Annotated in this window: 6 protein-coding genes; 3 read left to right on the forward strand and 3 right to left on the reverse strand. The window is 59.5% G+C overall.

Annotated elements, in window-relative coordinates:
* Positions 1-317: 317 nt before the first annotated feature.
* Complete coding sequence (locus tag KHO33_RS25820) at positions 318-2,369, forward strand: acyltransferase family protein (protein ID WP_054034616.1); 2,052 nt, start codon at positions 318-320, stop codon at positions 2,367-2,369.
* Positions 2,370-2,509: 140 nt separating this feature from the next.
* Here KHO33_RS25820 and KHO33_RS25825 read toward each other — a convergent pair whose 3' ends face one another.
* Together KHO33_RS25825 and KHO33_RS25830 are read right to left on the reverse strand one after the other, a co-directional pair.
* Positions 2,510-3,589, reverse strand: a complete 1,080-nt coding sequence (locus KHO33_RS25825; RefSeq protein ID WP_236074696.1) for an acyltransferase family protein — start codon at positions 3,587-3,589, stop codon at positions 2,510-2,512.
* Between the two features lie 136 nt (positions 3,590-3,725).
* Positions 3,726-5,207 carry a flippase gene (locus KHO33_RS25830; protein ID WP_200565699.1) on the reverse strand — a complete coding sequence of 494 codons (1,482 nt, stop codon included), beginning with the start codon at positions 5,205-5,207 and terminating at the stop codon, positions 3,726-3,728.
* A gap of 271 nt (positions 5,208-5,478) precedes the next feature.
* Between KHO33_RS25830 and KHO33_RS25835 the strand changes: the two genes are divergently transcribed.
* Complete coding sequence (locus KHO33_RS25835) at positions 5,479-6,369, forward strand: hypothetical protein (protein ID WP_054034612.1); 891 nt, start codon at positions 5,479-5,481, stop codon at positions 6,367-6,369.
* A gap of 211 nt (positions 6,370-6,580) precedes the next feature.
* Positions 6,581-7,495 carry a hypothetical protein gene (locus KHO33_RS25840; RefSeq protein ID WP_054034611.1) on the forward strand — a complete coding sequence of 305 codons (915 nt, stop codon included), beginning with the start codon at positions 6,581-6,583 and terminating at the stop codon, positions 7,493-7,495.
* A 15-nt stretch (positions 7,496-7,510) separates the two neighbouring features.
* Here KHO33_RS25840 and KHO33_RS25845 read toward each other — a convergent pair.
* Positions 7,511-7,692 (reverse strand): hypothetical protein (locus KHO33_RS25845; protein ID WP_211629233.1); only part of this gene is annotated, 182 nt, incomplete at its 5' end.

Raw genomic sequence — 7,692 nt, forward strand, 5'->3', positions numbered from 1 at the left:
CGGATGCCGCAAGCAATTCCAGCCACCATGTAGAAGGCATGGTATTGGTCTCGCAGACGCAGCACTGCTACCTACCGCACACGCAAATACACGCATCTCGGGCGCTCGCGAATCGTCTCCCGTATGTGCGGTGCGCTACACAGGGTGCGAGAGCGTTTGGGATGTATGTGCTTGCGTGGTGTAGGTAGCAGTGCGCGTATGGCGAGCCGATACCATGTACCAGCAGCCTGAACGGCGCGCTGCGTCGCGCGTCGTCATCGAGCGGATTTGCCGTTGGCCAGGCTCGCAGCCACACGGACATTCGAGGGGAGACATCGATGAGCGTCACATCGCGCAAGCCTGTACAGGCTTATCGGCCGGACATTGATGGATTGCGCGCGGCCGCAGTTATTTCAGTGGTCATTTTCCATGCGTTTCCTGGGGCACTGGCGGGTGGCTTCGCCGGCGTGGATATCTTCTTCGCGATCTCCGGCTACCTGATTTCGCAGCACATCATCGAGACGCTCGATCAGGGACGCTTCAGCCTCATTGACTTCTACGCGCGGCGTATCAAGCGCATCTACCCGGCTCTCATCACCGTGATGGTCACCAGTCTCGCGGCTGGCATCGTGCTGATGGCGTCGGGTGAACTCAAGCAGCTCGCATCGGATGCACTCGCGAGCGTCGCGTTCGTCGCGAACATCTACTTTTATATGACGCGAGACTACTTTTCGCAGGGGGCATCGACAAGCGCGCTCCTGCATCTGTGGTCGCTCGGCGTGGAGGAGCAGTACTACATCATCTGGCCGATCGCGCTCTTTCTGCTCTGGCGATTCGTGAGTCGGCGCGTGGCGACAATTGCGATCGCCGCGGGCATCGTTCTGTCACTTGCCAGCAGCATCTTCCTGAGCGGTACGCACGCCATCGCGGCATTTTATCTGCCGGTCACGCGTTTCTGGGAATTGCTGTTTGGCTCCGCGCTTGCATGGGTGGAGTTTCATTCCGGCGAACACCGCACCGCGCTTGCAAGGGATACGGCGTTGGCATGGCGCTTGACGCTGCGCGATTTCGCCTCGCTTGCAGGCGTCGCCCTCATTGCCGTCAGCCTTGCGTTGTTCGATCCGAAGATTGTGTTTCCGGGCTGGCGGGCGGCACTACCCGCCGGCGGCGCCACGCTCATCATTGCCGCAGGCCCGGCGGCCTGGTTCAACCGCCGGGTGCTTGCCCTTAAGCCGTTGGTCTACATCGGACTCATCAGCTACCCGCTTTATCTCTGGCATTGGCCGATACTGGTCTTTCTGCATCTTTTGAGTGGCGGCACGCCGACGGCGACGATGTTGGTCGCCGCCATCGTCGTCGCTTTTGCGTTGTCTTCCATCACACTCAGCTTTATCGAGACGCCCGCGCGCTTCAGCCGCACGGCGCGGTACCACCCGGTGCGTGCTGCGAGCGTGCTAGTCGCGATGATGACGGGCGTTGGCCTGTCCAGCTACGCGATTTCGAGCGATAACGGCTTGCCGGACCGTTTTCCAGACGCGAGCTTCGGCGCGCATCAGCAACACTGGGTACTCACTGACACATGCAAGAAGACCTTCCCGGGTTCGGAATTCTGCGTCATTCCCGCGCCCAACGGACGTCCCGAGGTGGCGCTGCTCGGCGACAGTCATGCCAATCACTTGTACGAAGGGCTGCAGCCGGCATTGGCATCCAACGGGATTGGGCTGTTTGCGGTCGGTAGCGGCAACTGTCCGCCGTTCTCCGGCGTTGACATTTACCTTGGCGAGCACGTCAAGCATTGCGCGGCGCTGTTCGGCGGCGTGCTCGATTACGTCGTGAAATCGTCCGACATCCGTTCGGTGGTGCTGTCGAGCTACGCCATTTCGTCGATCACGGGCGGCTTCGACTACGGTCAGGGTGGCTATATCCGTCTCGTGGCTGCGGGCGGCGGTCGGGCGAATCCGACGCTGGGCCAGCGTGACGAAGAGAGCAACCTGGACGTCTATCTCGCCGGTCTTGAACGCACCTTGGGCCGGCTTACCGCTGCGGGTAAGCACGTGGTGTTCGTGCTCGACACGCCGGAGCTGGATTTCGATCCCAATGCCTGCGTACGCCGCCCCGTGCAATTTTCCGTGCGCTCGCCCTGCGCGGTCCCACGCGCAAAAGTGGAGAAGCGGCTGAGGGCCGTGCAAACGCGCATCCGAGCGGTGCTGGCCAGGTTTCCCGACGTAAAGGTGTTCAATCCGGTTCCGCTTCTGTGCGACTCGCAGAATTGCTACGCGCGGCAGGGCGGGGAGTTTATGTACGCGGACCGGGATCACTTGACGTTCGATGGTTCGCGCTACGTCGTTAGGTGGCTCGTGCGAGACATCGAGGGCGGGGGGCAAATCTGAGTGCTCCTGCCACGCATGAGCAGCTTCGATCTCGAACAGGGCGGCATAGCTGGAGTCGCCAACTGAGGTGAGGCCGGTTCGCGCCGGCTCCGATCACTTTTGATTGCCGCCAGTGCCAACCTCTCGCCAAGGTTCGCCAGTCAGCTCGCGTCCTGTTTGACGGGCACGTTGCGGGCCCGGGCTTCATGAGTGGCCATGACCGGCTGGTTCAGTCCTGCGTGGCCTGTTCCACGCAACGGTATCTTCGCTAGCCGCTGCAATAGCCGGCGCGCGTTCTTGTGCAGCGGTCGGTCGACGAACCAGTAGAGTATGCCACCCACCGCTGTCGCCAGGACAATGATGGCCGCCACGCCGATGGGCGCAGTGGCGTCAAAATCATTGATAGCCCTCGGCAGCAGTTTGCGCGCTGCTTCGACACAGTATGGATGGCTCAGGTAGACGGCATAACTGGCATTGCCGACGAATATCGCGCCACGGGTCAACAGGCCAGACCCCATCTTCGATTCGAGACTCAGACTGCCAATGACCATCAGGAACGCCGGAATACCGTAATACAGCAACGGGATATTCGCCATCGCGTGCCAGTCCACGAATGCCATCCATGCGTAGGCTCCTGCCACGATACAGCCCGCAAGGACCGGTATGATCCGGACCCCGAGCCTCCAGAGCCAATAACTCGCGAAGCCGAGCGGGAACTCAAATACGCGCTGATAGGAGTAGAACGTGGCAATCGCGCCGTGCGAGCCTGAGGCCTTTAATGCGCAAAAGATTGCGAAGATCAATGCCGACGCGAACAGCAGTCGATGGCGGCGCATCAGTATCAGCGACACTGCCGCAACCACGTAAAACATCATTTCGTAGTTCAGCGTCCAGCCGACGAACAGCATCGGGAAAATTTCGCCGCTTTCCTTGCGGTAGGGAATGAAAAGCAGCGACTTGAGCAGGTTTCCGAAGTTGGCCCTCGTTGAATTGAACAAAGACGGGGCGATGAGGGTGCCGGCTAATACGCTGAATGTCAGCAGCCAGTAGAGCGGCACGATTCGGGCAATGCGGTCTGCGAGAAAGCGCCCTACGGTCATACCGGGGCTATCCAGCACGAGTGCGATCACAAACCCGCTGAGCACGAAGAAAATGTCCACGCCGAATTCGCCGAACGTGTGTCCGGTCGGCGCAAGGATGTGAAAAAAGATGACCGTCGTGGCCGCAATTGCGCGCAGCACGGTAAGGGAGTGGAGCTTGCTCATGTCTGGCTCGCAGTCTGCGTGTTCGACAATCCCGACCGGAGCGGACGCTCTGTGTCGGCGCGGTCATTCAGACATCGCACGGGGAGGGAGTGCCCGTTGCCATGCCGCGTGATCATTGGCTTTGCGCCCACCGTCGCGTGTAGTTGCGTATCGACGCGACCAGCTCGAGCACACGTGCGTAGAACCGAGGTTCGGTGCGTGCGCTCCACGCGAGCGAGACGGCTGTCATACCGAGCCACACCACGATGCTTGGCCATGTGAGTGGAGCGAAGACGAGTGTGCCGACATACGCTGCTGTGACGATCAGCGCCGGCAGGGCCAGCATGCGTGTTGGCCGCGCATCCAGACGCGCGGCATGGAGCACCAGCACGCCGTCGACCAGGTTGCGCGCGCTCCACGCGAGCGCTGCGCCCAGCACGCCAAAGTGTTGCAGCATCCACCACAGCAAGGCCAGGAACGGCAACATTTCATAAGCCTGCAAACGCGCGACGATGCCTGGCCTGCCCGTTGCCTGCAGGTGGCAGGCAGCGATCCATGCGAGGGAGTTGATCCAGATGCCAACGAGAATCGTCTCACCAACCGACGCGGCACGTGAGGCGAATTCCTGGCCCACCCACAGTGAGAGAAAGGGATGCATGAGGAATATGCCGAACACCATCATCGGCGTGAGTGCGGCGGCGAGGCCGCGTATCGCGCTGGAGGAGAGCGCCACGCCGCTCGCGGCGTCGAGTGCCGAGAGGCGCGGAAATAGCGTCCGGGAGATGACGGATGGAAAAAGTCGCGCGCGCGCGGCGAGATTGAAGGGCACCTGATAGTAGGTGACTGCCTGCGGCCCGAGCGCGTGGCCGATCATGAGGCGGTCGGCGGTCTCCAGCAGCGGCTGCGCCAGGCTCGTCACGCTGATCCACGCGCCGTAGGAAAACAGTTGGCCGACCAGGTCGCGGCGTGGGCCGCTGGCGAGGCGCAACGGAAAGACGCGCCAGACCGCGAATGCCGTCACCGTCAGCGCCGCTACCCCGGCCGCTAGCGTGCCGAACACCAGATAGCGCAGATTCGGCCCGAAGACGAGCGCCGCCCCGAGCGGCACAAGCTGATACATCAGCGTGACCGGGAGTGTTACCGCGTTGAGCGTGCCAAAGCGCTCGCGCCCCACGAGTGCGCCGTTGAACACGAAAATGAGATTCGAGAGCGGCACGAGACAGGCTACGTAGGGCAATGCGGGCAACAACTCGACGCGCAGGGCCTCACCCATGTCGAAGTACGCGAGCAGCACGTGCATGAGCGCATACAGTGCTACGCCGCCCACGAGACCCAGTGCTGCGTTGAGGATCATCGCTGTCCACAGGACTGCTTCGCGCTCGCGGTGTGGCGCATCGCCGAGTTGCGCGATGCGGTTGGACGTCGCCGAAGACAGCCCCAGATCGAGAAAGCCGAAATAACCCTGCACCATCCAGACGATGGCGAGTACACCGTAGCGCGCCGCACCGATGTGGTGGAGATAAATCGGCGTCGTCACGAGCGCAACGAACATAGGCAGGATCCCGCCCATGAAGTTGAGCGTGGCGCTGCGTTTAAGACTGGGTTTTGCGGTCATGGGGTACTCCAGTGCGCGACTTGCACATTCTGACCGAGGCAGGTGAGAGCGTTTGTGTGTCCGCGTACGGAGAGACGGGGTTTAAAGGTTAAATCTATCGAGGCATGTTTTGCGTGCGGTAGCCAGCAGTGCTGCGTCTGCTACACCAATAGCATGCCCTCTCATATGCTGGCTGGAATGGCTTGCGGCTAGTCAAGCGCTGACGAGAGAGGCCTTGGACTTCGGGTTCTGCCGCGCTTGCGACGTTGTCTAACCCTTTGGATTTACAACAATGATCCCTTCTGCCGACGCTCTGCTGACCGTTGATCAAGCCGTCTACAAGACCGCCTTCAACAATACACCGTTCAGTTTCAAGCACTGTCTGCATCAGCTGTCGATGTTCCAGCCGGCGGCACTAGCGGAGTTGGCGAAGAAGTATGGTGGGAAACCTGCGGATTATTACGTTTCCAATTCGGCTCCCACGCCGGGGACCCGATTCTTCGATGTCAAATCAAAAACGTCGAAGCCGGATGAGGCGCTTGCTCAGCTTGCCACGGGGCCGACGCGCGTGCTTTTGAAGCGGCCCGAGAATTATGACGCCGGCTTTCGGGAACTGTTGGACAAGCTGTTCGAAAAAGTGATCGAACTACGCGGCGGTCTCAACGGTGAAAAGGTCGTGCGGCTCGAATCGGCCATCTTCGTCAGCTCCGCCTCCTCGACCACGCCGTTCCATTTCGATCCGGAAATCAATCACTTCTTCCAGATCGAGGGCGACAAGCACTACCATGTCTATCGTCCCAGTGCCGTTCGGGAAGATGAACTCGAGGATTTCTACGTGCAGGGCATAGTCGAGATCGGCCAGGTGGATCTGGCCACGCGAGACAAGAGCCTCGAACATGTCTTCGACCTTGTGCCCGGTAGTGGTTTTCACCAGCCGCAGGACGCGCCCCATTGGGTTCAAACCGGCGCGGAACGCAGCGTTTCCTATGCGTTCGTCTATGAGACCGACGCGAGCCGGGCCCGTGGCCGCATCCTGGCCGCCAATCACGTCCTGCGCAAACTCGGAGTAAATCCTCAGCCGCCCGGTGCGAACGCCGGTACCGACAATGCGAAATCATCGGTAATGAGGGTTGTTGTTCCCGTCCGCAGGCGTATCGTTCGCAATCTGAATCGGGGCCGTTGATCTGGCATTGCAGTCGTCATTTTCTCGTCTGACTCGATGGACTGAACCAACCAGAAGGTGCGCTAGCGCACCGAACCCCTGAAAGCTGGGTTTGATAGGCTTGGCCTCCGGTGTACGATTTCTACAGATTCCACGCAATTGGGCGGCGTTCGGATTTGGCACTAACGGATCTCGTTTTCCCCACGGTTATCGGACTATAAGGAGCGATCGCATGGACATCTCCACGGATTCCGCGGTCCCCGAAGTGACATTGCCAGACAAGTGGATCGACGCAGATTCTTCAGTGTTTCGAGAGCGTTTCGACCGGAAGAGCTTCGAGGTCTCCCACCGCCTGGCATCTCATCCATGCTTTGAAGTCCCTCAATTGATAGATTTGGCGGAGCGAACCCTGAGAACGCGCCCATCTGATCTCTACTACGACATGGGTGACGTCGCACCTGGTCAAAAATGGAGAGATACGAATCGTGCGTTCTCACCGCTGAATGCACTAAGGCAGCTGGAAGATTCAAACGCCTGGTTCATCCTCAGAGAGGCGCAAAGAGATCCTGCCTACACCGAGCTGTACAGACATGCGATTGCAGAGGTCAAGGATATGGTTGGCGGCGGCATCGAATCCAAGATCAGAAATGAGGAGATCATCATTTTCATAACGTCACCGAAGCGGGTGACGGCATATCACATAGATCGCGAATGCAATTTTATTCTTCAAATCCATGGGGGAAAGGATTTGTACGTCTTTGACCGGGAAGATCGGCAGGTTCTTCCAGAGGTGGAAATTGAGCGGTTCTGGACGAACGACAACAACGCGGCAAACTATAGACCCGAACTGCAGGACCGAGCGCGGCTGTACAGATTGGTCCCGGGAAATGGCGTTCATGTTCCTGTCAACTGCCCCCACTGGTTGAAGAACGATGACAATATCTCGGTGACTTTGAGCGTAAACTTCCAGTTTATTGACTCTGTGCGAAGGGATATCTATCGCGCCAACTATTACCTCAGGAAGCTTGGAATCAATCCCAGTCCGCCTGGACGAAGCGCGGTGCGGGATCGAGCCAAGGCCATGGCGTTTTCGACGGCGCATGCCGCCGGGCGAGCTATCAAGTCGGCTTTGCAAAGGGGCGGTTAGTCTCAAGCCGGTCGCTTAACCTGCTGAAAATTGGCGTCGTGGCGTCGGACCAGCAGCCTGATTCCCAAGGCCCTCGTGGAGACGAGTGACCTTGCCCCCGAAAAACGAATCTCTTGCTGAGTGTGTAAACTCAAGCAAGGAGAAGAAACGATGACGGTCAAGGCAAAGCGGGCGCAGTACACGCTCGAATTCAAACT

The sequence above is a fragment of the Paraburkholderia nemoris genome (genome assembly GCF_905221015.1).
Lineage (GTDB): Bacteria > Pseudomonadota > Gammaproteobacteria > Burkholderiales > Burkholderiaceae > Paraburkholderia > Paraburkholderia nemoris.

Excerpts from the sequence above, each read along its gene's own strand:
- KHO33_RS25820 (WP_054034616.1), top strand. The coding sequence starts at position 318 with ATGAGCGTCACATCGCGCAAGCCTGTACAGGCTTATCGGCCGGACATT.
- KHO33_RS25835 (WP_054034612.1), top strand. The coding sequence starts at position 5,479 with ATGATCCCTTCTGCCGACGCTCTGCTGACCGTTGATCAAGCCGTCTAC.
- KHO33_RS25830 (WP_200565699.1), bottom strand. The coding sequence starts at position 5,207 with ATGACCGCAAAACCCAGTCTTAAACGCAGCGCCACGCTCAACTTCATG.
- KHO33_RS25840 (WP_054034611.1), top strand. The coding sequence starts at position 6,581 with ATGGACATCTCCACGGATTCCGCGGTCCCCGAAGTGACATTGCCAGAC.